This is a genomic window from Peribacillus sp. P4_D6 (genome assembly GCF_056401795.1).
In genome coordinates this window covers 1-725 of sequence record NZ_JBFUIQ010000384.1, presented here as the reverse complement: position 1 = coordinate 725, position 725 = coordinate 1, and the positions used below count along the sequence as shown (strand labels likewise).

1 protein-coding gene and 1 pseudogene are annotated in these 725 nt (G+C 41.9%); both read right to left on the bottom strand.

Going from position 1 to position 725, the window contains the following annotated elements; translation table 11 throughout:
• Positions 1-389 (bottom strand): annotated as a pseudogene (locus AC1DVB_RS27765) (stage II sporulation protein P); the annotation flags it as partial.
• Positions 390-475: 86 nt separating this feature from the next.
• Positions 476-725 (bottom strand): GPR endopeptidase (locus AC1DVB_RS27760; protein WP_477592070.1); only part of this gene is annotated, 250 nt, incomplete at its 5' end.

The window sequence follows — 725 nt, the reverse complement described above, 5'->3', positions numbered from 1 at the left end:
GTTCCTTCCCCAGCAACGAGGATCTCATTATCAAAAATCGAAAAGCCAGGAAGCTCCCTTCCCAGTAAACTTCGCGGGTCCTCAAGTGAAATGTTGGTCGAGACTTTTATCAATTGATTCGTGATGATCGATTCCTGCTTACCTTCCGGCAGGGCATTAAAAAGATAATGATTTTCGTTGGCCAGCATCGAAAACAGCATTTTTCCCGAGAATTGATTGGCTACAGTATGTACGGAGTTAGAAGATATCCGATACTCCGGTCTTAGGGAAGTCATGACCCCACTGACTGAAAAAACAAAAAGAAGCAAGGCGAGAATACCTAGAAAAGTTTTTATTATTGTTGATCCGTGAATGGCTGTTATGATTCCTGGGGAATTTCTTCTTTTCATCCTTCCACCCTCTCTATAGCTTGTCTATTAATACCTATGACTTTGCTAGAAAGGGTAGAACACCATTTTTGGGCACTGAAAGTGATTTAACGGGTGTAATAGCCGGCATTATCTTGATTTATTGAATGATGCAAGGCTGCATTTAAACCATTGGCTATCAAATTGGCCATATCCTCGATGAAAACATCGACTTCTTTTGGTGTAACCATCAAATTTTGACCAAGCGGTGACAGTACCTCATAAATCAATTTCCGTTTCTCTTCATCAGGGAGGACACCTATCATTCCCAAGAAGGTTTGGCGCTCCTTTTCACCTGGCATATCCTCTTCGGTCAGC